This window comes from Lactobacillus melliventris, from assembly GCF_013346935.1.
GTDB lineage: Bacteria > Bacillota > Bacilli > Lactobacillales > Lactobacillaceae > Lactobacillus.
In genome coordinates this window covers 15,207-40,138 of record NZ_JAAEEB010000003.1, presented here as the reverse complement: position 1 = coordinate 40,138, position 24,932 = coordinate 15,207, and the positions used below count along the sequence as shown (strand labels likewise).

Sequence of the window (24,932 nt, the reverse complement as noted above, 5' to 3'; positions counted from 1 at the left end):
CTTTATTTCCCTTCTTCCATTATTGCCTGTTTATATTTATTTAAGCTCAGAAAATCAACTTTTTCCCATTCAGCTAAACTCTTCCATTGATTATAAGCTTTCACATAATAACCCGGTACTAGATTAACCAGGTGGTCATGTGAATTATCCTTTTCCACACCAAAAGCCACTATTATGCGCTGAATTTCTTCTTTTCTCATGCCGGCATTAACTAATCTTTGCATTACCGTTATACTTGATGGCAGGGTTTTTGTTTGTCCATCAAAAGGTATCGGAATTTGTAAATCCGTATTGTTAAAATCAACTTTAACTGCATCTCCAGTAAATGATGTCATCACTTGAGGACTGCTGTTATCCCAAAAGACGGGTATCCCTTCAACATAATTAGCATAGCTAATGGAATCATCCGTTGTATCAAAATAACGTAAATCTTGTTCACTCAAGCCAAGCTTATGAACAAAACTGACACTTTCCAGCAGTTGATCGTTCAGCGTTTTGTCTTTGCGCTTTTCATAACGAGTATAGTGAAAATCATGCCGGTCGGTTTTAGCCTTTGGCACTCTTAAGTTAGTATAGTAGTTAAGCGAATACGTAACCCAGCCTTTTTTATTAGAGCGTGTAGTTACATTTGTCGTACCGAGAAGGCGAGAAACAAAGTAAGAATCGGTTTGCGTATTTGTCAGATAGCTGTATATGCGCCAGTGGTCTTGTCTGGTAAAAAATACCTCATAGCAATTTTTGAGACGCACAAACTCAACGGGGATCTTGCCCCGAGCGTTACTGGCATAACTACGCAGCTTATTAAAGTCACCCTTAATTAAATTAATGCGGTAAATGGTATAAGTCTTATCATTACCTAAATAAAGGAAATCATTACTATTTGTGATGAAGATACGACGAAACTTAGGATCGCCTTTTTTAACGTTTTTCTTAGTGAACAAATTAATGCTGACTTCTTTTGGAAAGCTTAACTGGACACACTCCGAATTATGCAACATTTCCTCATATTGTTTTTTATCCGTGCTAATTTTCTTAATATTACGGTACTTTACCCCTTTTATTTCTTTGACAAATTCCAGAGGTAAATTCTTTTTAGCATCATACAAGCGGTACAACTGACCATTTTTAAAGCCATAAGAATTAGTAGGAATATATAGATTGGAAACAATCCGATCGCGGCGGCTGCGCGTTTGTTCTGTTACCCTGCTGGTTTGACTAATATGATTGAAATACTGGTCATTAGTCATGATAAATATCCAGAGTACAATTGACAGACCGAAAACAGCCAAAGTTCCTATTAAAAGCAACGCGTCGCCAAGCTTAAATTTAGACTTCATCCCAATCATCCCCTTCACTCATTGGTTCATAAGGCAGTGCAATATAAAAAGTAGAGCCCTTTCCTTCACTGCTGTTGGCCCAAATATGACCGTGATGTTCTTCCACTATTTCTTTAGCAATCGCCAAGCCTAATCCTGTGCCACCCTGAGCCCGTGAACGAGCTTTATCAACGCGGTAAAAGCGATCAAAAATTTTAGTTAAATCTTCTCGCGGTATACCCAAGCCCTGATCGGCAATACTCAAAACAATGCGTTTTTGCTCTGAGTGCAGTTTTACTGTGATCACGCCACCATCAGGCGAATATTTAATGGCATTGTTCATAATGTTATCAATTACCTGCGCAAACTTGTCAGTATCAATTTCTACCCATAACGCCTGCGTACCCAACTCACGAGTAATGGTATACTTTTTGTTTTCCTTTTTATCCGTTTTAACAATCATGTCGAAGCGATCCAAGATATGAGCTACAAAATCGTTAAAGTTAACCCATTCTAAATCAACCTTGGAAACTCCCCTATCCATTCTTGACAGGCTGAGAAGTTCACTGATCATTCTAATCATGCGCTCAGTTTCTTCTTGCGTTACCTGCAAAAATTTGGGGGCAACATTGGGATCTTTCCATGCTCCTTCATTTAACGTCTCAATATACGCGTGTAAACTAGTAAGTGGCGTACGTAATTCATGGGAAACATTAGAAACAAACTGCTTTTGTGAATTTTCATTCTTCTGTTGTTCAGTAATATCATGCAAAACACAGACACTACCAGAAACAAAGCCCGTAACTCTTTTAATAAGAGAAAAACTGGCGTGTAGAATGACTTCATCCCTTGTTCCCTTACTCAGGGTGATTGCTATGCCTTTCTGATTGGCAATTAAATCTTGTGAAGACTCTTTTAAGCCTAAAACCGTAGCGATGGGCTGATTAATGATTTCATCTTCCGTTTGGTTTAAAAAATTGAGCGCCATTTGGTTGACAACATTAACATTACCATGCCGGTCAGTAGCAAGAACGCCATCACTCATATGAGACAGTACGCTGTCCAGCCTACGCTGTTCACTTTCAGATTCTTCTTGAGAGCGCTCAATTCTAACAGACAAGGTATTAAAAGCCTGACCTAACTGCCCTAATTCATCGTTGGAATAGATTTTTACCTGACTTGAATAATCACCATCAGCAATATTAAGTGCCTGGCTTTGCATTTCCTCAATGGGCTTAGTAATCGCATGGGAGACTACTAAAGATAAGATTGCCCCCATTACTGCGGCAATCATAGAAGTGACCAAAAACATCAATGAAATATTGCGCAGGTCATTAAAAACCCCTTGCATTGACGCTCGGACATAAATCGCACCAACAGTGTTGGCGGAGCCGTTACCTGCGTTCAAAGGGGTAACTTGCACCATATAGTCTCCGTTTTCATTGACAACTTTAGTTGCCTGTCTGCCAGTTGAAGTTACCTGCTTAACCAAAGTATTATTGACACGCTGACCAATCCGGTTTTTATCATTTAGGTTTGAAACTGCACGAATAATATCCTTATTGTCTACAACAATAATTTCACTAATCGTACCTATACCATTGCTGTAGTCATTGACAATTCTGTTTAAATTACTGTCAGTATGCTTATTGTCTTTTAGTAATTGCGTTGACAACTGGTTAGAAACTATTGGCAAAACTTGAATGGATGATTGAAAATTTTCAATACTGTTTTGTTCCAATTGACGTGTAAAATAGGCACCAATAACTTCAATGGTAGCGATGATCATCGCCATGAACACAATAGCTAAAGTAGTATTTATCGAAATGGTTAAATGTTTAAACTTATTCTTGAATTTTTTCATAGTTTTACAAAATTAAATAAAAAGAAAGCCGCGCTTGCTAAATACTGCGGGGCTTTCTTTGTTAGTCTTCATTAGGCTGTTTAACGTAATAGCCAACACCGCGACGAGTTACTAAAATCTGCGGCTGAATTGGATTATCTTCAATTTTTTCACGTAAACGGTGCACAGTAACATCAACTGTCCGGACATCACCGAAGTAGTCATAACCCCAAACAGTCTGTAAAAGATGTTCCCTGGTCATTACCTGATCCATATGCTGGGCTAAATAATAGAGCAACTCAAATTCACGGTGAGTCAGCTCAATCTTTTTGCCTTCTTTTTCAACAATATAGGCATCTGGCATAATTACCAGATTGCCAATGGTAATATTTTTCGTTGAACTATCATCGCCAGCACTTTCATCTTTTTTAACAATATTACGCCGACGCAAATTAGCCTTCACCCGTGCCACTAGTTCACGGTTAGAAAAAGGCTTAGTCACATAATCATCTGCACCCATTTCCAGACCTAGAACTTTATCAATTTCAGTATCTTTAGCCGTAACCATAATTATGGGCATATCGTGTGTTTGTCTTACTTCACGAGCTACATCCAAACCATCTTTTTTGGGTAACATCAAGTCTAAAATCATTAAGTCAGGATTGTATTCGTCAACCTTCTTGATGGCTTCTTCACCATCATAAGCAGTGTCGACATCAAAACCCTCTTTTGTCAAATTAAATTTAATAATATCAGAAATCGGTTTTTCATCATCAACAACGAGAATTTTCTTTGACATCGAAAAGCCCCCTTTTGTTATCATTATACTGGTTTTTAGTTTATTAGCCAAAAAAGTCATCAAAATTTAATAAAAAAACTTGCATTTCATCGAAAATAATAGCATAATAGTCTCCGTTGGTTATTTGTAATAACGCTTATGGGTGGCTAGCTCAGCTGGCAGAGCAACGGACTCTTAATCCGTGGGTCCAGGGTTCGAACCCCTGGCCACCCATTGATAATTAAAGACAGCAGTCACTTGATTGCTGTCTTTTTTTGTTAAACCTTTATATAGTATCAAATAGTTTTTATTTGTCAATTCTGATAATCTTGCTCTAATTTTGCAAAACATCATAAATTTTATAAAATATCAAAATTATCTCTTAGATGCCTAACTAAAATTTTGGAGTCAGTCAAAGGCTAAGTAGAATTCTTCATACTTTTTTACACAAAAGCCTTGTCAAAAAGCAAATTAATTGTTATCATAATTAACTGTCAACAGAAATGATAACGGGTGGCTAGCTCAGTTGGCAGAGCAACGGACTCTTAATCCGTGGGTCCAGGGTTCGAGCCCCTGGCCACCCACCATAATAAAAATAGCACTGCAAGTAGTCGGTGCTTTTTTTATTGCCTTTTTTAATTAATTAAATTTTAGGTGACGTTCCGGTCACCTTTTTTCATTTTATAATCTGCAATATCTGTCAAAATTGCCTCTGCCGATTCCTTGATCGAGCCTTCTGCCAGTTTACGCTCATTTCCGCCAAGTATATTCTCTTCAAGCCACCATTTTTGAAGAGTTGCGAGTGGAAAAGGATTGCCCTTTTTATTATTGTTTTTTATTGTTTGTGCAAAAGAAATATCTAAATAATAAACAAAAGCTCCTGCACCGAATTCATGAATTATTTTAGTTAGAGTTGGGCCATAAATCTTTTTGGGCAATATCCCTTCTAATATAATTATGGGATAATACTGCCGGCCCCACATTACCAATGAGTCTATTAGACTGGCAGTTGGTGCTGCTACTTTTTCCTTAACATGTAAAAGATCAAGGCGCAATACATCTTCATGCAAAAGTAAACATCTTTGGTAGCCAAACTGTTTTTGCAAATAATTAGCTAAAACGGTTTTACCACTGCCTGAGTTTCCTCTGATTAAAATAAAAATTGGTGCCATTAAATAAATTTCCTTTCAATGTAAGAACATCTAGAGCTAGCGTTGCTATTTAAGCTATATTATTAGCACTTTGCCATTTTAATATTAGAATAATACACGTAAGATATAATTAATAATCAATTATAAAAAAGGTAATATTATGAAGAAAAAATGGTTAATTGGATTAGGCAGTATTCTTAGTGTGCTGCTGCTTATAACCATGCTGTGCCATATTTTTAAAAAGACAAACCTTGAGCCGTCTGAAGAAGTCAGCTCCACATTCAAGAAAAAAGTTCGTTTTGAAGCAGTGCCTACCATCTATTTGCATGGCTATGGTGCGGGAGCACGATCCACTGCAGGCATGATTGCATATGCTCAGCAGCATAATGGTGCTCATAAAGTCTTAACTGCCAGAATTTCTGCTAGCGGCAAAGTTGATTTACAAGGAAGTTGGCCACGCGCTACTAAACGACCACTTATTCAAGTGATTCTACAAGATAATAAAAACAGTAATTATTATACTACCCGCGAGTGGTTTTATAATTTGATTTTACTCTTAAAACAAAAATATCATATTAAACACTATAATACCGTTGCTCATTCCATGGGAAACATTATGACACTTGCCTACCAGCTAAAATATGGTAAAGATAGTAACTTACCGCGATTAAAAAAGCAAGTTAATCTTGGTGCACCCTTTAATGGCATCATTGGCATAGATGAGGAACCCAATCATAATTACCTGCTCAAAAATGGGCGGCCAAAGTACATGACTCAATCCTACAAATATTTTTTAATGCACCGTCATAGTTTTCCCAATAATGTTTCTATATTAAATATTTTTGGTAATAAAGAAGACGGTACTAATTCAGATGATGATGTCAGTTGTGTTTCAGCGCAATCTTTACGTTACCTACTAAGTGGCAAAGGCAAGTATCACGAAATCGAAATTAAGGGCGCAAATGGTCAACACAGTAAATTACATGAAAATTACAAAGTAGATCGGATCATTGGGCAATTTTTGTGGTCTAATTAATTTTTATTTTTAAGTAATTCTAATATTTTTGTCATAATTTTTAGCGTATAATAAAAGGAAAAGTACGTTTTTAGTAACAGGAGAAAAATGATGAATCCACTATTTGAAAATTTCATCTCAAAGTTAGCTCTTAATTTATCAACTTTGTCCACAGCTGAGCAAAAATACACATTAGATTTTTACCGTGATTTTCTACTTGATGGTGACTTTCAAACAAAAGAAGAAATTAACAGAGAATTAGGAACTCCAGACAGTTTGGCCCAACAAATTAAACATGATTATGTTAGGTTTTTAATAGCAGCCACATCTTCTGCTAATGCTCCGCATGCCAGTGATAATTATTTTAACGGCTTGCGTGTTAAAAAATATCCGCGCAAGGAGCGTACTATTGCTCCTGGAGGCTTTAGTGAAGTAAAACTGGAAGTGTTGGACACCGATGTAGTGATTCGTCAAGGTCAGCAATTTCAAATAGTAGTGGCAGATTATAGTAGTCGGCCAATACAAATAGATTTAGTTAAGCAGACATTAGTAGTTAAAGAGTTTCCCACTGAACAAAAAACTCATGTGCTTATGTTCAACAGACTTACCAATGTCAGTCGCGTAGAAATTACCGTTCCTAATGTAGATTCGCTAACTGAAATTAGTGGACATAACCGCGATGGTGACGTTATGTTACAAAATCTCAGTCTTAATAATATTGTACTTGACTTGCATGATGGAGATTTATACTTAAATAACGTTCAAGTCTCAGACCAACTAACCTTTTCTGGCAGAGACTCTGACTTCTTTGTCACCCAGTCAAAAATTGCTCAGTTAGCAAGCAGCGTTCATGACGGAGATGTCAGTTTTAAACGCAGTATTCTTAAGCAAATTGTCGTCAAAACAGGTGATGGCGATGTGGAAATTAACCAATGTCACGTTAACCTCAACCTAGAAGCAAAAGACGGGGATGTTAAGATTGAGCGCAGTCAGCTTACTAACCAAAACATTCTTAAAACTACAGACGGTGATTTGAGGTTAAGCCATCTTGCTCACGAGATCAGCGTACAATTAAAAACAAGTGATGGGGACATCATTTATCACCATTCCAATATTGGCAACAGCTTTAATAGCCAAAACGCACAAAGTGATTCCTTAACAGCAATTTCAAGAGATGGAGATATTATCATCAGTTAGAAATACATCTGTTAAAAAGATATTGTCTAATCAATTTACCATCACATATATTTTTGTATTGCGCTTATTAATAAGAAAAAGGGTTGACCTGTTTCTCGACATATATTTGGAATAGCCCACTTTGATCATTAATTTAGATTCTAGCTAGTATTATTGCTAGCAAAAAGCCTGATAACTTTGTGCTTATCAGTTTTTTTCTGTTTTCTTCAAGATATAAAGCTTCCTCTAAAAAGCTGCACTACTACAACATTTTAAAATCGAATAACCTCATCCGCTTTAGCTATTAAGTCATCATCATATGTGTGGGTTACATATAATAATGTAACAGGTAAACTTAAAAGCTTACTTTCTATTTTTTGCAAAGTTATTTTATCTATTCCAGAAGAGAATTCATCCAAAATTAACACACTTTTTTCCCGAAGTATTAGTCTTGCCAATTCAATTCTCTTAGCTTCTCCTCCTGAAACTTTTGTATCTGAATTTCCAAGATTCATATTCAAAGATTCGGCATTAGCCCATTTAGTTAATTCTACGAACTTTAATACTTTAATTATAGTTTCATCCGGATAATTTTTATATAAAGTTAAATTATTACGCAATGTAGTCGCAAAAACGTGGCCATCTTGTGGTAAGTAACTGATATTTTGATAAATTTGGTTATCAGTAAGTTGGGTTATATTTATTCCATTTAATAAAATCTCTCCCTGGTAGTCATCTAATTGTTTGGTAATAAGTTTGATGAAAGTAGATTTACCGCTACCGCTTTTACCAACAATCAAATATTTTTGCCCAGCTGTAATTTTAAGACTCAGTGAATCAATAATATTTTTTTCTTTAAAAGAAACACTTACATCCTTTAATTCGATACTAGAAAAAGGCGCAATGGCTTTATCGTTTTCAAAGGTATTTGCTTCTTCGCCAGTTTCCTTTTCTATAGAGTCAAATACCTTTTTTCCTCCGATCCATTGGGAAAATAGATCAGAAAAACTGTAAATAGGAAAAGAAATATTCGTAACTAATTGAGTAAATGCCACAATTTGGCCTATTGATAAATTATTCTTCATAATAAAAAACGTGCCAATTAGCCATGTACCAAAATACAAAAAATCAGAAAAAGTTTTATTGAGAACTGTAACTGTATTTTCTGTTTTTAGCTCTTCTTTTTCACTATGTAATAATTTTTCATTGATTTTGTTTTCTTCTGTAACTACTGCAGTTTCAGAGCGATTTACCTTCCAGTCTGTTAGACCAGAAAATAAGTCGTTCGTTTTATTAACGTAATTATTAGTTGCAGCAATTGTGCTACTCTTTTTTAATTGTAATTTTTTCCTGAAAACTAGTGGTATCAAAATATTAGGAATACTTAAAATAATAGCAAAAATTGCCATCACTGGGTTTATTATCCAAGAGAGCAAACTGGCAGCCAAAAATTGTAGTAGTAAATATAATCCCCAAAAAAAGGTATAAAAATAATTTTGCCCTAAATTATCCATTTGACTAGTCAATAACGAAATGTATTGCCCAGATTCATTTGAATTAAGTTTTATCAGTCTTTGTTGTGACAAGCGTTTAAAAACCACATTACGATAGACCGATACAGCTTCTCTTGCCAGATATTGTGAATTTAGCTGCTGCAAATAATATGCCAAAGACTGAACCAAAATAAATAACAATACATTGATAACCAAGGACACATATTTATTCAAGCCCTTGCTTGAAGCCACGTCCATAATATACTTTAATACTAGCGAGTTCGAAACCATTAATAACGCCAAAATAATGGTTAAAATAAGGTAAACTATTACCCTTTTAGGATCTTTTTTAAAAATATATTTCACTTACAACCCCCCCTAATATAAATTTATTGATAGTAAAAATATTCGCATAAGGTGAGCTTAAACCCTTTTGTACTTCCTCATTATTTTTTATAAGATCAGTGTTTAAGCCCAAGTGTTTCAAAAAGCGACATTTTGAAGTATTTGTTCTAAGAACTTATTTAAGTTTTTTATTAATTCATCATGCAATCCTTGTTTTAAAAATTCTCAATAACTATTAAATAATATTTAAAATTAAGTTTTATAATATTGCAATCTTTTTATTATAGTTTTTAGTAAACTAATTTAATTTACAATAATTATAGTTGTTAGAACAATTAAGCAGCGAATTTTAGATCTTTTATTAATAAACTGTATTACTTAAAACCGCCAAGTGTGCTAAAACAGCGACGGTTATTTTTTGTCCTAACATTTTGAGAAAGGTCGATTGTTAATTTTTCGGTATATTTATAAAAAAGTTATGGCTTGGTACTTGCTAATTTCTGCGGCCTAAATTAAAATATTATATAACATATAATATTAGGGGAGGCAAAGCATGGCAATCCAAATACCAACTCGTTTGCTAGATGGTGCGGTTTTAGCTTTTCTAAAACAAGATGATCTGTATGGCTACGCTTTGACGCAAAATGTGCAAAAGATTTTCTCTATCTCCGAGTCAACTATTTACCCTGTTTTACGAAGACTAAAAAAGGATAACTGCTTAACAACTTATGATGAGCCTTATCAGGGGCGAAACCGGCGCTACTACCATATTACTGCTGAAGGAATAACGATGCTAAACTCAATTCAAGATGAATGGCTAGATTTTAGTGCAAAAGTTAATCAAGTATTAGGAGGACAAAATGACCAAAGTAATTGCTGATTATATTGCCGAACTTGAACAAAACTTAGTCGATTTACCTGAGAAAGACCGCGAAGATGTCGTTGAATTTTACCGTGAATTTTTATTAGATGGCGACTTCGTCAGACGTTCTACAATTGAGGCGGAATTAGGAACTCCTAAACAGCTGGCAATCAATATTTTAGCTGATTATTCAACTAAAGATGATTCAGCACCTGCCAAAACAGAAACTCCTAAGTCAAACTTAAAGGCCAGCTGGTATATATTATTGGGTATTTGTGCTGCTCCGATCGGGATACCGCTTATTTTGGTAATTTTATTCGTAATTTTCTTTTTACTGGCAATTTTCTTTGGCTTACTTTTTGCTTTAATAAGATTTTTGTTTAACTTTTTTGTTGGTGGTGGTTTAAACTTCCTGAAGTCGCTATCTCTCCTATTCACCAGTGATTGGCCAACAGGCTACGTTTACTTAGGTAAATCGTTAATTTGTATCGGCGTCATCCTACTGTTAATGCCGTTTATTATCAAACTGGGCAAAATTTTGATTGCCAAGTGTACCCAAATTATTAGAAACTTAGGTAAAAACCTGCTTAAGAAAAATTACTTTCAGACGAGTTCTGACAAAAATACAGATAAGGAAAAATAAAAATGAAAAAGTTTTATAAAATTGGTGGTGTGATACTGCTTATCGGGCTGATTCTACTACTCGTATTTAGATTAAATGATAACCCGTCACATGATTATAATGGTAAACGCACTCATTATAATGAAAGCAAGACTTTTTACGTGAATAAGTTCGACAGTATTAAGTTAGCCTGTTACAGACCCGATATCCGAATTTCACTTAAGGATATTAACAAGTTCAAAGTGGTAGTTAGAGGTGGGCACGGAGCAGACATCAAAAAAATAAAAACCAATGTCGCTAACAATCAGCTCACTATTTCGGATCAGCCAGAACATCATTATAACGATGGTTATTATGCAGTCGACATTTATATTCCTGCTAAAAACGCAGTGAAAAAGATAACTGGTTTTTGTGAAGAAGGCGATTTTTATATCAACAGTTTAAATGTTCCCCACATCAATTTGACAATAGAAGATGGCGACGTTTTGCTTAATAAGCTTACTGCAAAAAACCTTGACCTAAATTCAAATGACGGTGACCTCAAAGTAAATCAATCGACTTTTTCACGTAGTTCACTAAAACTAAATGATGGCGATGTTAAAATTAGCGACTCTCAAATACTAAATAACAGCTCAGTTATATTGAATGACGGCGACTTTTTAATGTCAAACGCCCCTAAAATCAACTATGTATTGACAAACCATTCGGATGATAAAATCATGTTTAAAGGTTCTTACCATTCCAACCATTTTGCAAAAAAAGTTAAAAATAAACCTGTACTAAAAGTTACCAGTATGGATGGCGATATTCTAATTAATTAGTGGGCAAGTAATTTACATAGATGCTTTCTTGGTAAGTAGCACCTATTCAAAAAAACGTAGCCCAAACAAGGAGGAGAGCAATGAAAAAGTTTTACCAAATTAGCGGGCTGATCGTCATTATTGGCATAATTTTATTTATTTTTGGCCATGCCAAAGGCGGCAATGAAGATATCAATAACATTCATTCGGGCCAGACAACTAATATTGGAAATTTTTTTAATCATAATCAAAGAAGTAGAAAATCCCACCACGTAGTAGCCAAAAAACGTACTTTTAATGTAGGCAAATTTTCTAAGATTAATATTGACGCCGAAGAGCCCAATATCCAAATCACTAAAGGAAACGACTTTCAAGTTACTATCAGCGGTCCTAATATCAAAAAGATTAGTGCTAAAGTTGAAGACGACCAGCTGACCATATCTGACAATAATGCTTATGAGGACGGGACTTATCAGGTAAATGTTACCGTTCCGGCAGATGACTCTATCACAGAAATATCAGGATCATGTTCTGAAGGTAATATTCATTTAACTAACTTAACTGTTTCTGACCTCAACTTACAGCTTGAAGATGGTAATGTCAGTGCTGAAAACGTGAAAGCTCGCAAAGCCAATTTTGACCTGGTCGACGGTGATTTAAAAGTTAATAATTCAATTTTAACGAATAGTACTTTAAACTTTAATGAAGGTGATTTAACTATTACGAATAGTCAATTTAAAATTAAGGCAACTTTGGGTGATGGTGACGTAAGAGTCAATGATTCCAAATTATTGGCTGACAGCTCCTTTAATTTAAGTGAAGGAGATTTCCAAATGAGCAGACCGCCTAAGATCAGTTACCAGTTGACAACTTCTTCAGAGGATGAACTTATATTGCATGGTAATAACTATCACAAACATTTTGCTAAAAAATTAAAGAGTGCGCCTCTACTAAAAGTTTCTTGTGGTGACGGTGACATTCTCATAAATTAACTTCTATACATCTTGTAGCTGATTAAACTCATAAAGCAAAAGACTTGGATTAATTTTTAAAATTAATCCAAGTCTCTTTAATTGGTTATTTTAGTTGACTAAATCTAATACTTTATTTTTTATTGCTTCACTTAAACTAGCATGATATTATAAGATAAAGCAAAAATTAAATTAGTGTTAAAAAGATAAGGGACAGATTAATCATGAAAATACATATTGGCGGAGACTTTGATCAAGAATTTGAAACTCATGATGAAAAAGTAGAATCACAAGAAATTGATTTAGAAAATTTTAGCAATATAGATGTTGAAATAGCCGCCTCTGGTGTTTCTGTTCAAGTAGGCTCTGATTTTCATATATCAACTTATGACATTAATCCTGATCGGATAAAAATTCGTGTGGTAGAGAAAACCCTTTTTATTCATGCACGAAAGCCTCATTTTAACAAAAAAGTTTATATTCGCAAAATTAAACCTAAAATAACTATTACCATACCTCAAGCTGCAGAGCTCAATGAAGTCCAGATAATTGACTTTGCTGGCAACATTGACCTAGCTGGATTTAATATGCAGAAACTTGATGTCAGAGCAAATGCTGGTTCCTTAAAATTACAGGACATCACGATCCAAAATAAAGCCGAAATGGTGCTAGACGCTGGTAGTTTATACATCAATCACTGCAAGATGAATTCTAATGCAAATCTGGCTGCTGGAACTATCAGGGTCACAAGCTTGCAAGGGAAAAACCACTTTAACCTAGCCGCTGGTTCATTAAAAATGATAGATGATGAAGAGCATAAGACAGATTACGATTTATTTGCCACTTTAGGATCGATCTACTTTCATGGTAATAGAATGGGCAAGCATTTTTGCAAGCATGAAGGCAGTGCCAACCAATTAACTGCTATCAGTTCAGTGGGCTCAATCAAAATTCAATAAATGAGTAGACCATCTAAGGCCAGTTACCAGTTGGCAATTTCTTCTGAGGATGAACTTGTATTCACGGTAATAACCTATCACAAACATTTTACTAAAAAATTAAGAGGGGTGCGTCGCTACTCAAAGTTCCCTGTGGTGACGGTGACATTCTTATAGATTTAACTTCTATACAATCTGCAGCTAATTACCAGCATAAAGCAAAAAGATTTGAATTGATTTTTGAAATTAATTCAAATCTTTCTAACTGTCTAGATCAAAGTAATAAATACAAAGTTTAATTTTTTATTGCCTAGCTTAAACTAGCATGATATCATAAGGAAAAATTAAATTAGTGTTAAAAGATAAGAGATAGCTTAATTATGGAAATACATATTGACGGAGACTTTGATCAAGAATTTGAAGATGAAAAAGTAGAATCACAAGAAATTGATTTGGAAAATTTTAGCAACATAGATGCAAAAACATATGTTGCTAATGTTACTGTTCAAGTGGGCGCTGATTTTCATATATCAACTCATGACATTAATCCTGAGCGCATGAAAATTAGTGTGGCAGAACAAACTCTTTTTATTCGTGAGCAAAAGCCTCATTATCCTCATAATCATCAGAAAAAAATTTATATTTGCAAAGCCGAATATAAAATGACAATTACGGTTCCCCAGACTGCCGTGCTCAATGAGGTACGAATAAACGACTTTTCCGGTAGACTTAATTTGAGTGGCCTGAATATGCAGAAACTTGATGTCAGAGCAAATGCTGGTTCCTTAAAATTACAGGACGTCACGATTCAAAATGATACTAAAATACGTTTAGATGCGGGTAATTTAGATATCTACCAGTGTAAGATGAATTCTAATGCAAATCTAGCTGCTGGATCTGTCAAGATCAAAGGTTTACAAGGAAAAAACCACTTTCAACTGGCTGCCGGATCACTAAAAACGTTAGACGCTAGAGATGATCAGACTGATTATGATTTATCTACTACTCTTGGCTCAATCTACTTTCACGGCAGTAGAATGGGCAAGCATTTTTACAAGCATGAAGGCAGTGTCAACCAATTAACTGCTGTCAGCTCGGTGGGCTCAATCAAAATTCAATAAAAGAAGACTTACTTCGACTTGCACAGGCAAAGTAAGTCTTTTTTAATGTATAAAATTAGCGCTGGACATCAATTATAAATGAGTTAATATCTCCCCGATATTTGGCAATCGAATATTCAATTGGCCGTTCATCCCTTGTCAGTCCTTGAGTGTGAAAGTAGAACACCGGCTTATTAACTGCAATGTTTAATAAGTTGGCGGTAGTTTCGTCAGCTTCTATTACTTCCAATCGCCTCACTACTCGCGTAACTTTTAAATGGTATTTTTCAAGAGTACTATATAAAGACTCCTGGGCAAAATTATAATTAATCAACTCAGGTATCCTCTGTTTAGGCACATAAGTTGTAACTAAAACAATCGGTTGATCATTGGCATAGCGCAGCCGCACTAATTTAAAAACTGGTGCTTTCTCAGGCAGCTGTAAATTTTTGCATACTTCGGGTGTCGCTTTTTCTTCATCAAAATAAAGCAAGTTGGTTTTGGGGTAAATGCCCTTAGCACTCATTTCTGCACTATAGCTTTCAATCAAATGGGTAAATTCTTGCTCAATCTTAACCTTTTTAACTAATGTCCCTCGCTTACGTTTTCGCTCCAGATAACCTTGATTAACTAACAATGAAATTGCTTGCCGCATTGTTGGCCTGCTTACCTGATATTTACCCGCTAATACAGTTTCCGGTGGAATAATTGTATTTTGCGGGTAAAAACCAGTTTGAATTTTATTCAAAAGATCATTGGCAATTATTTGGTATTTAGGGAGTTCTTTTTCTGCCAATTTATTCCATCACTTTCACATTACTAATTATGTCATTATAAAAATAATATACCATGCAAAAAGCCAGTGTAAAGAGTTAGCTGTTACTTTTTTTACACTGACTTTTTATTTAAATTTCAATTGCGTTAATGCCGTCTTTTTCAAACCGCTGTTTAAGAGTTTCAATAATCTTTACACCTGAACTGGTACCTATACGTTCGGCCCCAGCTGCAATCATTGCCAGGAAATCATCAGTATTACGAATTCCCCCCGCTGCTTTGACTTTGACATCAGGACCAACATTTTCTTTCATCAGCTTAACATCTTCTACTTTTGCGCCAGCGGTGCCAAAGCCAGTTGAAGTCTTGACAAAATCTGGTTTAACCTTTTTAGCAATTAAGGCCAGCTGCTTAATTTCAGCTTTAGTCAAGTAGCAGGTTTCAAAAATGACCTTACATGGTACATCGTGATCACGGCAAAGTTTAACCATTTGAGTCATTTCATCTTCGATATAAGACCAATTATGAGCTCGCACTTGCGTTAAATTAACAACATAATCGATTTCATTAGCACCATTTTGTAATGCATCTTTAGTTTCTGCCAATTTACAAGTTATTGTAGTTTGGCCCAAAGGAAAACTGATCGCAGCCCCAGTATCAATATCCGTCCCCTTTAGTTGCTGGGCACAAAATTCAGATTGAACTTCATTAATTGCTACCATCTTAAAATGATATTTTTTAGCTTCATCGCAAAGCTTTTTCATGTCTTCTTCGGTTGCATCCGCATGTAAGTTAGTATGATCAATTAGTCGCGCAAAATCATCTATTGTATACTTCATTGTTATTCTCCTTTTTGTATTTACATAAATTGATTTTACCCACAGAAAGTGATAATGTCAACCGCTTACTTTTTATTATAAAAATAGTGTTTGACTTATATAAAGCGATTACATATAATTGTGTTGTAAATTAATATGTATTTACAAAAGGGGTGATTTTAGTGAAAATATTATTAACTTCACATGGACATTTAGCACAAGGTATCGCTTCCGGCTTTGAATTTATTGCCGGCAAATCGGACCAGATCATGACACTTGCATTAGATGAAAAAGGAATTGGTTCATATCGTGACCGTCTACAAAAGCTGCTTGACAGTGAAACAGAACCAATCTTAATTCTGGCAGACTTAAAAGGTGGAACTCCATACAATGAGTCCTTTAAGTACTACTTGGCTCATACAGAAAGAATACGAGTGGTCAGTGGACTGAATCTACCAATGCTTTTAGAACTTGTTCCTCAGTTATCTGACAATACAACGCTTGATGAAGCCGTACAGACAGTTTTACAGGCAGGAACCAATGGTATTGCAGTTGCTCAAGACCAGCAAGATGATGATGACGATATTGAATTTTAAAAAATAAGAAAGGTGTAGTAATAATGAGTATTTCAGTAGTAAGAATTGATGATCGGGTAATCCACGGCCAAACTATGACCCGTTGGACAAAAGCACGTCCTGTGGACGGCATTTTAGTTGTCGGTGATAATATAGCCCACGATAAGTTGCGCCGTAAGGTATTAAAAGCTGCTGCTAACGACTTAAAAGTTGGCATTTATACGGTTGCTGAAGCTGGCGAAAAAATCAAAAAGGGGATTGAATCTAAAAAGAAATTTTTCTTAATCAGCGACTCCCCTAAGACTTTTGCCCAAATGGCAGACATGGGCGTTGACTTTGGCAAAGTATTAAATGTTGGCCCGATGAATACCCGTCCTGGAACTAAGGTACTCGGACGGACAGTGGCCATCGATCAAGACGACTATAACGCTTTTGAAGATATTGCCAAGCATGGTATTGATATTCAATTTCAGCTATTACCTGATGATGAGATTAAGCCTTGGTCAACTATGAAAAAGAAATATGATTCTATGTCCTAATTTTTGGAGGCAATAAAAATGAATAATTTATTTTTTCCCGCACTTTTAACAGGAATTTTCTGTTATCTGGGAGCGATTGAAACACCTTGGCTCTTTGGTATGACTGGAGGCTTCTATATTGTTGGTAGACCTTTGGTAGCCGGATTACTAGTCGGTCTTGCCTTTGGTGATATTAAAAATGGTATTTTGTGCGGCTTAGCTGTACAAGCAGTTTTCATCGCTAACCTGTCAACTGGAGGCGCTACTAACAGTGAAATTACTTATGCAGCTTATGGTGGAATCGGCTTAGCAATGGCGACTACTAAAAATCCTGCAATCGCTGTTACCTTAGCCATTCTTATTGGTCAGACATTTGGCTTAATTTTCTATAACGGCAGAATGGCTCTTTATTCTTTCTGGAACACTCGCGCTGAAAACGCCGCTCATAATAATGACGATCGCGGTATTGTCCTGAACCATCTAGTTTATCCACAAATCACTACCTTCCTTTTACGTGCCGTACCAGTTTTTCTGGCAATTTATTATGGTAAAGGCTTAGTCAATTGGCTAATCGACAGCATTCCCGCTATTGTAACCCACATTATTCAGGTTTTGGGCGGCGTTTTGCCGGCCTTGGGTATTGCAATGCTAATGAGCATAGTAATCAAAAACAAATCACACTTTATTTTCTTCTTTGTCGGCTTTGTTTTACTTGCTTTTGCCAAATTAAGCATGATTGCAATTGTCTTTATTTCCGCTTTAGTCGCATATCTGTATTACATGGCAACTGGTAAAAGCAGTGCTTCAACTGCTACCAGCTCTGCAAATAATGCAGAACAAGCGGTTGATAATGATGACGAATATGAAGATGAAGACTTATTTTAACGAGAGGTGTTAAAAATGGCTACAAATGAAAATAATACTGAACCACAAAAGCTACTATCAAAACATGAACTTAATCAAATTTGGTATCGGTGGGGTTTTACACATCTCAGTTCAATGAGCTATGAAAAGCTGCAGGGACATGCCTGGGCATATTCTTACTTACCTTTTGCACGTAAATATTATAAAAATGATCCTGAGAAAAAAAGACGTCTACTTGAACGTCATTCCATGTTTTACAATACTGAACCACAAACAGGTCAAATTATTAATGGGATTGTTGCTTCCCTAGAAGAGCAAATCGCTTTGGGTAATGACGTTTCAGAAGAAATGCCAGTTAACATTAAAGCTACTTTAATGGGTCCTTTGGCCGGCATTGGTGATTCAATTATTCAAGGAATTATTGTTCCTATTCTATTATCAATTGCTATGAGTCTAGCCAAGGGTGGCAGTCCTGTTGGACCATTATTTTACATCATTGCCTACGGTATAATCGGACCTACAATTTCCTATATTGCGTTTCATAGTGGTTATAAACTGGGAGTTGGCGCAATCGACACCATTGTAGGCGAAAACTCCAAAAGAATTACCGATGCTTTTAACATCTTAGGTGTAATGGTCGTAGGTGCATTAGCCGCAAATACCATTGTCTTAAAGACAGTGGCGAAAATTCCTTTAGGTGGCAAATCGCAACCTTTACAAACGGTTCTAGACGGTATTTTCCCTGGACTATTGCCTTTAGCTATGGTTATTTTAGGCTGGTGGCTTGTTTCCAGTAAACAAATGACAGCTACTAAAGTCATTATCATCATGGTAGTAATTATAACTATTGGTTGTTTGATTGGATTATTTTAACCATGCATTTGTGAAAAGCACATCTTATACTTATTTTCAGTTAATTTAGGAGCACATGTCAATTATGTGCTCTTTTTGTGTACATAAAGTTAATTTAATCGACAAGTAATTACCTACTTATAATATTTTGGGTAAGTACTTGCTTAACTATTAATAAATTAAGCAAGTATGTGAAGATAGATTGCCTAGATAAAGTTATGACAACTAACCTATATCGCCCCCCCTTTTTAATCTCACAAGATTCATGATAGAATTACTTGATGGCATTATCGAAAGAAGGGTTTCATGGGTAAGCACAAATACTTTTATCATCATTTAACTGATGATTTGGTAGTTAGCCAGAGCCAGGATTATCACTTGCCAAATAGCTATAATATTTTCCCCCATTCTTTAGGTGGAAAAGTCTGGGCAAAAATTATACGTTCATTAGGGCATTTAATTAGTATAATCTATATTAAGTTGGTTTTAAGGGTAAAGATAGTTGGCAAGGATAAGCTGCAAGCTGCCGCAAATCAAGGCTACTTTATCTATGGCAACCATACCCAAGCCTTTGGTGACGTGGTTTTACCGCTAAGTATTATTCCAACCAAAAATTATTATGCAATTGGGGCACAATCAAATTGGGGCATCCCTGTGTTAGGCAAACTGGTTTTGCCTTATTTTGGGCTTCCTGTGGGTCAGAACTTACAGCAATCTGGTAAACTAATTAAGGCAGTAGCTACCGTTATTAAGGCTAAAAAAGTAGTTGTCATCTATCCTGAAGCTCACGTTTGGCCCTATTACACTAAAATCAGGCCTTTTCCTGCAACCAGTATGCACTTTCCCGTTACACTTGGCGTGGCCAGTTTTACTATGACTACAACTTATACTAAGCCCAAATGGGGTAAAAGGCCGCGCATAATTGTGTATCTCGATGGCCCTTTTTACCCAGATTCACACATTGGTAAAAAGCGGGCACAAGAAAAGCTGCACCAGGAAATTTATCAAACAATGCAAAAACGAGCCTTAAAAAGTAATTATGAATATTGTACGTACCAAAAAATAAACTAAGGAGTTCTCAATGAATATTCTTTTTTGCGGTGACCATAACGCCGAGGATGGCATTCTTATCGCTACTCTTTCATTATTGAAAAACAGTGGTGCCCAAGAACTCCATATATACATCCTAACAATGTATACTCAAAGTTATCATAAAAAATTTCAGCCTTTTAGTAAGCACGCGGCTGATTATCTCAAATCACTCTTAGTAAAGCAAAATCCCCAAAACACTTTAAAATTGATGGACTGTACTGGTTTATTTGTCAGAGAACCTCTCATAGCAAATATGAGTACTCATTTTACTCCCTATGCTATGCTCAGACTTTTTGCGGATGAAATACCGCAGCTGCCAAATAAAATATTATATCTTGATGCTGACGTGATTGTCAGACGCAGTTTAGTCAACTTTTACCAGCAAGATTTAACTGGCACTGAACTTGTTGGTGTCCTTGATTACTGGGGGCGCTTCTTTTTCCACAACTTGCACGAACACAAAGTGTTTGATTACGTTAATTCCGGCGTTTTGCTGCTTAACTTGCCTGAAATCAGGAAAACTAACTTATTTGCCCGCATTCGACACCTCTTACAAACCAGAACTGTTTTAATGCCAGATCAAACTGCGCTTAACCGTTATGCACGAGAAAAGAAAATTGCTCCCAGGCGCTATAATGAACAGTATAAATTGCAACCAGACACTGTGATCCAGCACTTTACTACCAGTTTTCGCTTTTGGCCCGTCTTTCATACCTTGACGGTTAAGCCATGGGATGTTCAACGTGTACATAAAGTGCTAAAATTGCATGAATATGATGACATTTTGACTAATTATCTTAATGTTAAAAGCAATTTAATAAAAAAATAACTTTTGGAGAAAATAACAACATGACAATTCCAGTTTTTTATGCTATCAGTGATGACTTTACGAAATACGCGGCAGTATCGCTCAATTCTTTGGTTAAAAATGCCGCTACTGATAAAGATTATACAGTTTATTTTTTAAGTCAGGATTTAACTACACAGCATAAACAGGACCTACAAGAAATAGGTACCAGCAATGTTCACGTTAAGTTTTTTAATATTAATGATGAAATAGTTGCCCCTATTCAGAATCGTACCGAAAACTTTTTGCGGGCTGACTTTTTTACCATGTCCATTTTCTACCGTTTATTCATTCCTGATCTGTTTCCCCAATACGATAAGGCTATTTATATCGACAGTGACACAATCGTTAACGATGATATTGGCAGACTGTATGACACTAAGCTAGGTAGTCACCTCTTTGCCGCTTGCACCGACTCTTCAATTCAACATGTGACAAAAATGGTGAAGTATATTAAAGAAGTGCTAATTCTTGATCCGAAAAAATATATTAATTCCGGAATGCTGGTTTTAAACTGCAAAGCCTTTCGCGACGAACACTTTATTGACCATTTTATGAGTTTACTCAAAAAATATCATTTTGACTGTATTGCTCCTGATCAAGACTACTTAAATGAAATTGGCGATAAAAGAATTTTACATTTAGATCCCAAATGGGACGCAATGCCAAATGATAATACTGAGCCCCTAGCTAATCCCAGTTTAATTCACTATAATCTTTTCTTTAAACCGTGGCATTTTCAAAATGTGCAGTATGAAGAATATTTTTGGAACAGTGCCAAAGAAACTAAGTTTTACAATGATTTGTTAGCAGAATTAAATAATTATACTGATAAACAGCGTGATGAAGACCGGCACAAATTGGATCATATGCTAGCCAAAGAAGACAAAACCATTAATGACCCTCATAACTGGGCTAATGTAAAAAAACAAGGACCTGTTAGTTTATGATTATCGGTGACAATCGTGAACAAGTAATTCAAAATATTAAAGAAGCTGTTGCCAAAAGGGATTGGCATGCCAAAGTCGAAATTGGTGACCCTGTATTATCCATCAAAGAGAGTAAAGAATTAGTCAACAATTTTTGGCATGAACAAAAAACTGTCAAGGGAAAAATAAATGATCGAATTGGTCACTTGCTTTTCAATACTTTGATGCGTATTTTGACATCATCGACCACATTTACCGGACTCGAAAACCTGGCTGATTTACCTCAAGGCGGGGCAATTATTACGGCCAATCATTTTAATCAAATTGACTCCCTGCCAATTAAACATTTAGCAAATAAAACTCATCATTCATTAACAATTGCCATTGAAGATACTAATTTGAAATTACCGGGAATTTTATGCTATTTAATGAACTATGTGGGCACTATTCCCTTAATAGAAACTCCCAGCTATGTTGGTAACGAGTTCCCGAATCACCTGCATGATGCTTTAGAGCAAAACAACTGGGTTTTAATTTATCCTGAACAGGAAATGTGGTGGAATTACCGCAAGCCCCGTGAATTAAAACGGGGCGCATACTATTTTGCTGCTAAGCAAAATGTCCCCGTTATTTCAACTTTTATTGAAATCCAGACAATCGATAAACTAGAAAAAGATCATCCTAATTTTTATCAAACAAAATATGTAGTCCACGTTTTACCACCAATTTTTCCGGATGTTAAGCTCAGTGCCAATGAAAATTCCAAGAAGATGATGGCATGTGATTATCAGCAAAAAGTTACAGCCTATGAAAAGGCTTACCAGCGTAAGTTGGATCTGACTTTTACCCCCTGGGATATTGCTGGCTGGCGTTTCAACTATCAAAAAAATCAAAATAAAAGTTAGACTTGTGATTTTTTTGCGACTATAATTGAGGTGACAATTAGTAAGTGTATTTGGAAAGGGGATATTTCCAATGGAAAAATTCACAAAAGAGTCTTTAGCAAAATATGATGGCAAAAATGGCAATCCAGCCTATGTTGCTATTAAAGGTGTTGTTTATGATGTAACTGGTAATCCGCACTGGACTGATGGTGAGCACCATGGCAATCTAGCCGGCCGTGATTTAACTGTTGCAATAGGACAATCACCTCACGGTGAAAGTGTCTTGGGTAAGTTGAAAAAAGTCGGTACTTACGAAGATTAATTAACATAAATAGTAAAAAGCAGGCATATGTTTGTATGCCTGCTTTTTTTGATGATTAAATTATTTTTCTAAGTCTTTTTCTAATAAATACTTGTTGTTATGCACTCATATACCAATAAAATAGTTTCTTTTAAATATCAATTGGGTACATCATCTACCAAAAATATGTTACTAACCTCATTTATGTAAGGAATTTTATTCTAGTTTCAAAAAATCCCTTGTCTAACGACTAAGTAGTCTAATACCAGACAGTAATGAAAAACTTAAAAATGGCGTTTATTAATTCTGTTCATTATTATGCTGTAAATTTTTAGCAAAATAATGTACAATATTTGTCAAAGGAAGTGATAATTATGCTACAAATTCGACCTGTTTCAGAATTAAGAAATTACAATAAAGTTCTTGATAAAGTTAAAAAAGATAATCCAGTTTTTCTTACCAAAAATGGCTATGGCAAATTTGCGCTCATAGATATCGAAAAATATGATGAATTTACTACTGCTCTTGAGCTGGTAAATAAAATTAAAAAAGCTGAAAAGTCAAAGCACTATAATTTTGATGAAATTAAAAAAAAGTTATTCAGCTAATGTTCACATTAAAATTATCAAGCCCTTCTATAAAATATTTTGAAAATCTCAAAACATACTTATTATCTAGTTTTGGTGAAAAAGTAAAAAAAGAAGTTTTAGCCAGGGAAAAAGAAAAACTAGAGAATCTAGGGTCATTTCCATATCTGGGCATTAAAGCTGCTAAGTTCTCTGAATTACTTAATAGTTATTATGTTTTAATTGATAAATATGAATATATCTTCTACCATGTAGATAAAAAAGAAAAAATAATTTATATTGAGCTTATATTAAGCACTAAAGAAAATCTCGCTCAAAAAATCCAGAATTACTTTCATTAACTAAGGCGCATCGAATTATGATGAGCCTTTTTATTGTATTAAATAGTTAAAAAATACGACCTCCGAAACTGACTTAATTTCGGAGGTCATATCATTGTTAAAACATTTTATTAATTTTCAACCAATTTTGCTGCAGCAGCAATATTTTCTTGGGCTGGTAAAGGAATTCTGCCTAAGCCATCAAGTCCAACATTTAAAAGATAATTGATTCCTAAACTATTTAAATGTTTGCGGTATTGGTAAATTGTTGCGGGAGATTTCCAATTTTGATCGCGGTACGAAAAGCCCCAAGAATCGTTAATTGTACCAGCCGTTTCATATAAGCCATAAGGAGACGGTTTAAATCCTTCAATTGAATTATAATCAACATTTTGTTGATTTTCTTCTTTGTCACTTGGAATTTCATTGTCACCAAGTGAAACATAATCATATTTACCATTACCAAGACGGGAATTGATTAAACAGTTTGGCTGCAGTTTTTTCACCGTGTCGTAAACTTCCTGACTCTGAGCCTCAGTCAAAGTCATTGGTACATCAAACCAAGCTGTAGCTATCTCACCGTAATTACTCATTATTTCCTTAATCTGAGGTATGATTTTGTCATTAAAACACTGAGCAAAGTTCTTGTTTTTCTGTGGAAAATCCCAGCTGTTATCCCAAGTAGTACCAGCTGATTCGATATCATTTGAAAGGTAGCCGCCACCGTTAGGTTCATGCCAGTCTAAGTCTTGTGAATAATAAAGACCAAATTTCAAACCTGCCTTTTGGCAAGCTTCTGCCAATTCTCCGATTACATCCCTGTGAAAAGGTGTCGCGTCATAAACATTGTATGGGTCAACTTGTGAATGATACATTGCAAAACCATCATGATGTTTAGTAGTAACTACCAGGTACTTCATACCACAATTTTTAGCAAATGCGACAATCTTATCAGCGTCAAAATAAATTGGATTAAAAGCTGTTGCAAGTTGGCGGTACTTAACAATAGGTATTTGCAATTTAGATTGAATCCATTCGGCATAATAACTTGAAGATTTTCCTTCATATTCACCAGCAAGAAGAGAATATAATCCCCAATGAATCATCATGCCATATTTAGCATTTTTGAACCATTCAATATTATTATTTTTATTCATATAC

27 protein-coding genes and 2 tRNA genes are annotated in these 24,932 nt (G+C 35.4%); 21 read left to right on the top strand and 8 right to left on the bottom strand.

Annotated elements, in window-relative coordinates:
• Positions 1-2 precede the first annotated feature (2 nt).
• The 3 genes from GYV61_RS03165 to yycF form a co-directional block, all read right to left on the bottom strand.
• A complete protein-coding gene (locus GYV61_RS03165) occupies positions 3-1,337 on the bottom strand; it encodes a hypothetical protein (RefSeq protein WP_338084989.1) in 1,335 nt (444 codons plus the stop codon).
• Positions 1,327-3,180 carry a cell wall metabolism sensor histidine kinase WalK gene (walK, locus tag GYV61_RS03160; RefSeq protein WP_174794753.1) on the bottom strand — a complete coding sequence of 618 codons (1,854 nt, stop codon included), beginning with the start codon at positions 3,178-3,180 and terminating at the stop codon, positions 1,327-1,329. Before walK ends, GYV61_RS03165 begins: the two co-directional genes overlap by 11 nt.
• A 61-nt stretch (positions 3,181-3,241) precedes the next feature.
• A complete protein-coding gene (gene yycF, locus GYV61_RS03155) occupies positions 3,242-3,958 on the bottom strand; it encodes a response regulator YycF (protein WP_046324122.1) in 717 nt (238 codons plus the stop codon).
• Positions 3,959-4,098: 140 nt separating this feature from the next.
• Here yycF and GYV61_RS03150 point away from each other — a divergent pair.
• Both GYV61_RS03150 and GYV61_RS03145 read left to right on the top strand, forming a co-directional pair.
• Positions 4,099-4,171 (top strand) — tRNA-Lys (locus GYV61_RS03150).
• 277 nt (positions 4,172-4,448) lie between these two features.
• Positions 4,449-4,524: transfer RNA gene (locus GYV61_RS03145), tRNA-Lys, on the top strand.
• Between the two features lie 63 nt (positions 4,525-4,587).
• Here the strand turns inward: GYV61_RS03145 and GYV61_RS03140 are convergent.
• On the bottom strand, positions 4,588-5,109 hold the full coding sequence (locus GYV61_RS03140; protein WP_174794752.1) for a P-loop NTPase family protein: 522 nt from the start codon (positions 5,107-5,109) through the stop codon (positions 4,588-4,590).
• 139 nt (positions 5,110-5,248) lie between these two features.
• Between GYV61_RS03140 and GYV61_RS03135 the strand changes: the two genes are divergently transcribed.
• Positions 5,249-6,124: an alpha/beta hydrolase gene (locus tag GYV61_RS03135; protein ID WP_174794751.1), complete on the top strand. Its 876-nt coding sequence runs from the start codon at positions 5,249-5,251 to the stop codon at positions 6,122-6,124.
• Positions 6,125-6,211: 87 nt separating this feature from the next.
• On the top strand, positions 6,212-7,300 hold the full coding sequence (locus GYV61_RS03130) for a DUF4097 family beta strand repeat-containing protein (RefSeq protein ID WP_174794750.1): 1,089 nt from the start codon (positions 6,212-6,214) through the stop codon (positions 7,298-7,300).
• Between the two features lie 251 nt (positions 7,301-7,551).
• On the opposite strand, the gene GYV61_RS09835 is transcribed toward GYV61_RS03130, so the two are convergent.
• Entirely contained in the window at positions 7,552-9,138 is a 1,587-nt protein-coding gene (locus GYV61_RS09835; protein WP_174794749.1) for an ATP-binding cassette domain-containing protein, read from the bottom strand.
• A 532-nt stretch (positions 9,139-9,670) separates the two neighbouring features.
• Here GYV61_RS09835 and GYV61_RS03120 point away from each other — a divergent pair.
• The 6 genes from GYV61_RS03120 (at position 9,671) to GYV61_RS03095 (ending at position 14,431) form a co-directional block, all read left to right on the top strand.
• Positions 9,671-9,997 (top strand): PadR family transcriptional regulator, encoded by a 327-nt coding sequence (locus GYV61_RS03120; RefSeq protein WP_046324117.1) that lies wholly within the window; start codon positions 9,671-9,673, stop codon positions 9,995-9,997.
• Entirely contained in the window at positions 9,978-10,622 is a 645-nt protein-coding gene (locus tag GYV61_RS03115; protein WP_174794748.1) for a DUF1700 domain-containing protein, read from the top strand. Before GYV61_RS03120 ends, GYV61_RS03115 begins: the two co-directional genes overlap by 20 nt.
• Positions 10,623-10,624: 2 nt before the next feature.
• Positions 10,625-11,422 (top strand): DUF4097 family beta strand repeat-containing protein, encoded by a 798-nt coding sequence (locus GYV61_RS03110; protein WP_174794747.1) that lies wholly within the window; start codon positions 10,625-10,627, stop codon positions 11,420-11,422.
• Between the two features lie 80 nt (positions 11,423-11,502).
• The gene (locus GYV61_RS03105) at positions 11,503-12,393 is read left to right on the top strand and encodes a DUF4097 family beta strand repeat-containing protein (RefSeq protein WP_174794746.1); all 891 of its coding nucleotides are present in this window, start codon (positions 11,503-11,505) and stop codon (positions 12,391-12,393) included.
• Between the two features lie 203 nt (positions 12,394-12,596).
• The gene (locus GYV61_RS03100; protein ID WP_174794745.1) at positions 12,597-13,331 is read left to right on the top strand and encodes a DUF4097 family beta strand repeat-containing protein; all 735 of its coding nucleotides are present in this window, start codon (positions 12,597-12,599) and stop codon (positions 13,329-13,331) included.
• 359 nt (positions 13,332-13,690) lie between these two features.
• Positions 13,691-14,431: a DUF4097 family beta strand repeat-containing protein gene (locus GYV61_RS03095; RefSeq protein WP_174794744.1), complete on the top strand. Its 741-nt coding sequence runs from the start codon at positions 13,691-13,693 to the stop codon at positions 14,429-14,431.
• A 55-nt stretch (positions 14,432-14,486) separates the two neighbouring features.
• Here GYV61_RS03095 and GYV61_RS03090 read toward each other — a convergent pair whose 3' ends face one another.
• Positions 14,487-15,206, bottom strand: coding sequence for a GntR family transcriptional regulator (locus GYV61_RS03090; RefSeq protein WP_174794743.1), 720 nt, complete (start codon positions 15,204-15,206; stop codon positions 14,487-14,489).
• 109 nt (positions 15,207-15,315) lie between these two features.
• A complete protein-coding gene (gene deoC / locus GYV61_RS03085; RefSeq protein WP_110445415.1) occupies positions 15,316-16,023 on the bottom strand; it encodes a deoxyribose-phosphate aldolase in 708 nt (235 codons plus the stop codon).
• Positions 16,024-16,184: 161 nt separating this feature from the next.
• On the opposite strand from deoC, the gene GYV61_RS03080 reads away from it, so the two are divergent.
• The 11 genes from GYV61_RS03080 (at position 16,185) to GYV61_RS03030 (ending at position 23,792) form a co-directional block, all read left to right on the top strand.
• Complete coding sequence (locus GYV61_RS03080) at positions 16,185-16,598, top strand: PTS sugar transporter subunit IIA (RefSeq protein ID WP_174794742.1); 414 nt, start codon at positions 16,185-16,187, stop codon at positions 16,596-16,598.
• Between the two features lie 23 nt (positions 16,599-16,621).
• Entirely contained in the window at positions 16,622-17,116 is a 495-nt protein-coding gene (locus GYV61_RS03075; RefSeq protein WP_110445413.1) for a PTS sugar transporter subunit IIB, read from the top strand.
• Positions 17,117-17,134: 18 nt separating this feature from the next.
• Entirely contained in the window at positions 17,135-17,980 is an 846-nt protein-coding gene (locus tag GYV61_RS03070; protein ID WP_110445412.1) for a PTS mannose/fructose/sorbose/N-acetylgalactosamine transporter subunit IIC, read from the top strand.
• Positions 17,981-17,995: 15 nt separating this feature from the next.
• Positions 17,996-18,832: a PTS system mannose/fructose/sorbose family transporter subunit IID gene (locus GYV61_RS03065; protein ID WP_110445411.1), complete on the top strand. Its 837-nt coding sequence runs from the start codon at positions 17,996-17,998 to the stop codon at positions 18,830-18,832.
• Positions 18,833-19,117: 285 nt separating this feature from the next.
• On the top strand, positions 19,118-19,882 hold the full coding sequence (locus tag GYV61_RS03060; RefSeq protein WP_110445410.1) for a lysophospholipid acyltransferase family protein: 765 nt from the start codon (positions 19,118-19,120) through the stop codon (positions 19,880-19,882).
• 10 nt (positions 19,883-19,892) lie between these two features.
• The gene (locus tag GYV61_RS03055) at positions 19,893-20,732 is read left to right on the top strand and encodes a glycosyltransferase (protein ID WP_110445409.1); all 840 of its coding nucleotides are present in this window, start codon (positions 19,893-19,895) and stop codon (positions 20,730-20,732) included.
• Positions 20,733-20,752: 20 nt separating this feature from the next.
• A complete protein-coding gene (locus GYV61_RS03050) occupies positions 20,753-21,700 on the top strand; it encodes a glycosyltransferase family 8 protein (protein WP_174794741.1) in 948 nt (315 codons plus the stop codon).
• Positions 21,697-22,584, top strand: coding sequence for a lysophospholipid acyltransferase family protein (locus GYV61_RS03045; RefSeq protein WP_174794740.1), 888 nt, complete (start codon positions 21,697-21,699; stop codon positions 22,582-22,584). The genes GYV61_RS03050 and GYV61_RS03045 overlap by 4 nt, the downstream gene beginning before the upstream one ends.
• Positions 22,585-22,654: 70 nt before the next feature.
• The gene (locus GYV61_RS03040) at positions 22,655-22,885 is read left to right on the top strand and encodes a cytochrome b5 domain-containing protein (protein WP_110445406.1); all 231 of its coding nucleotides are present in this window, start codon (positions 22,655-22,657) and stop codon (positions 22,883-22,885) included.
• A gap of 353 nt (positions 22,886-23,238) precedes the next feature.
• On the top strand, positions 23,239-23,472 hold the full coding sequence (locus GYV61_RS03035; protein ID WP_174794739.1) for a type II toxin-antitoxin system prevent-host-death family antitoxin: 234 nt from the start codon (positions 23,239-23,241) through the stop codon (positions 23,470-23,472).
• Positions 23,472-23,792, top strand: coding sequence for a type II toxin-antitoxin system RelE/ParE family toxin (locus GYV61_RS03030; protein WP_174794738.1), 321 nt, complete (start codon positions 23,472-23,474; stop codon positions 23,790-23,792). The genes GYV61_RS03035 and GYV61_RS03030 overlap by 1 nt, the downstream gene beginning before the upstream one ends.
• Before the next feature lie 110 nt (positions 23,793-23,902).
• Here the strand turns inward: GYV61_RS03030 and GYV61_RS03025 are convergent, their stop codons facing one another.
• On the bottom strand, positions 23,903-24,928 hold the full coding sequence (locus GYV61_RS03025) for an alpha-L-fucosidase (RefSeq protein ID WP_122025481.1): 1,026 nt from the start codon (positions 24,926-24,928) through the stop codon (positions 23,903-23,905).
• Positions 24,929-24,932 lie beyond the last annotated feature (4 nt).

Excerpts from the sequence above, each read along its gene's own strand:
- GYV61_RS03165 (WP_338084989.1), bottom strand. The coding sequence starts at position 1,337 with ATGAAGTCTAAATTTAAGCTTGGCGACGCGTTGCTTTTAATAGGAACT.
- walK (WP_174794753.1), bottom strand. The coding sequence starts at position 3,180 with ATGAAAAAATTCAAGAATAAGTTTAAACATTTAACCATTTCGATAAAT.
- yycF (WP_046324122.1), bottom strand. The coding sequence starts at position 3,958 with ATGTCAAAGAAAATTCTCGTTGTTGATGATGAAAAACCGATTTCTGAT.
- GYV61_RS03140 (WP_174794752.1), bottom strand. The coding sequence starts at position 5,109 with ATGGCACCAATTTTTATTTTAATCAGAGGAAACTCAGGCAGTGGTAAA.
- GYV61_RS03135 (WP_174794751.1), top strand. The coding sequence starts at position 5,249 with ATGAAGAAAAAATGGTTAATTGGATTAGGCAGTATTCTTAGTGTGCTG.
- GYV61_RS03130 (WP_174794750.1), top strand. The coding sequence starts at position 6,212 with ATGATGAATCCACTATTTGAAAATTTCATCTCAAAGTTAGCTCTTAAT.
- GYV61_RS03120 (WP_046324117.1), top strand. The coding sequence starts at position 9,671 with ATGGCAATCCAAATACCAACTCGTTTGCTAGATGGTGCGGTTTTAGCT.
- GYV61_RS03115 (WP_174794748.1), top strand. The coding sequence starts at position 9,978 with ATGACCAAAGTAATTGCTGATTATATTGCCGAACTTGAACAAAACTTA.
- GYV61_RS03110 (WP_174794747.1), top strand. The coding sequence starts at position 10,625 with ATGAAAAAGTTTTATAAAATTGGTGGTGTGATACTGCTTATCGGGCTG.
- GYV61_RS03105 (WP_174794746.1), top strand. The coding sequence starts at position 11,503 with ATGAAAAAGTTTTACCAAATTAGCGGGCTGATCGTCATTATTGGCATA.
- GYV61_RS03100 (WP_174794745.1), top strand. The coding sequence starts at position 12,597 with ATGAAAATACATATTGGCGGAGACTTTGATCAAGAATTTGAAACTCAT.
- GYV61_RS03095 (WP_174794744.1), top strand. The coding sequence starts at position 13,691 with ATGGAAATACATATTGACGGAGACTTTGATCAAGAATTTGAAGATGAA.
- deoC (WP_110445415.1), bottom strand. The coding sequence starts at position 16,023 with ATGAAGTATACAATAGATGATTTTGCGCGACTAATTGATCATACTAAC.
- GYV61_RS03075 (WP_110445413.1), top strand. The coding sequence starts at position 16,622 with ATGAGTATTTCAGTAGTAAGAATTGATGATCGGGTAATCCACGGCCAA.
- GYV61_RS03070 (WP_110445412.1), top strand. The coding sequence starts at position 17,135 with ATGAATAATTTATTTTTTCCCGCACTTTTAACAGGAATTTTCTGTTAT.
- GYV61_RS03065 (WP_110445411.1), top strand. The coding sequence starts at position 17,996 with ATGGCTACAAATGAAAATAATACTGAACCACAAAAGCTACTATCAAAA.
- GYV61_RS03060 (WP_110445410.1), top strand. The coding sequence starts at position 19,118 with ATGGGTAAGCACAAATACTTTTATCATCATTTAACTGATGATTTGGTA.
- GYV61_RS03055 (WP_110445409.1), top strand. The coding sequence starts at position 19,893 with ATGAATATTCTTTTTTGCGGTGACCATAACGCCGAGGATGGCATTCTT.
- GYV61_RS03050 (WP_174794741.1), top strand. The coding sequence starts at position 20,753 with ATGACAATTCCAGTTTTTTATGCTATCAGTGATGACTTTACGAAATAC.
- GYV61_RS03045 (WP_174794740.1), top strand. The coding sequence starts at position 21,697 with ATGATTATCGGTGACAATCGTGAACAAGTAATTCAAAATATTAAAGAA.
- GYV61_RS03040 (WP_110445406.1), top strand. The coding sequence starts at position 22,655 with ATGGAAAAATTCACAAAAGAGTCTTTAGCAAAATATGATGGCAAAAAT.
- GYV61_RS03035 (WP_174794739.1), top strand. The coding sequence starts at position 23,239 with ATGCTACAAATTCGACCTGTTTCAGAATTAAGAAATTACAATAAAGTT.
- GYV61_RS03030 (WP_174794738.1), top strand. The coding sequence starts at position 23,472 with ATGTTCACATTAAAATTATCAAGCCCTTCTATAAAATATTTTGAAAAT.
- GYV61_RS03025 (WP_122025481.1), bottom strand. The coding sequence starts at position 24,928 with ATGAATAAAAATAATAATATTGAATGGTTCAAAAATGCTAAATATGGC.